This window comes from Bacillus sp. SIMBA_008 (assembly GCF_046535495.1).
GTDB lineage: Bacteria > Bacillota > Bacilli > Bacillales > Bacillaceae > Bacillus > Bacillus subtilis.
This window is the reverse complement of sequence record NZ_JAWRWL010001355.1, coordinates 1-232: the sequence shown is the minus strand read 5'-3', so window position 1 is coordinate 232 and position 232 is coordinate 1. Positions and strand designations below refer to the sequence as shown.

Sequence of the window (232 nt, the reverse complement as noted above, 5' to 3'; positions counted from 1 at the left end):
GTGGTACCCGGGCACGAGGCGCCGCAACTTGGTGGTGTCGAAGAGGATCGAGTGCCGGAAGTCCTCCTGGAGCACCTCTGCCCAGCCGGGGATCTCCCGGCCGATCGATTCGCTGGAGAAGTGCGCGAGCCGCGGATCGCGGACCCCGGCGGCCCGGGCGAGCGCCGTGTGGATCTGGTCCCAGGTGAGGACGTCGCCGCTCACCAGGTTCACGCTCTCCCCGATCGCATGA

At 69.4% G+C, this 232-nt stretch carries 1 pseudogene; it reads right to left on the bottom strand.

The features are described from left to right. Positions 1–232, bottom strand: a pseudogene (locus tag SB658_RS27870) (NAD-dependent dehydratase); the annotation flags it as partial.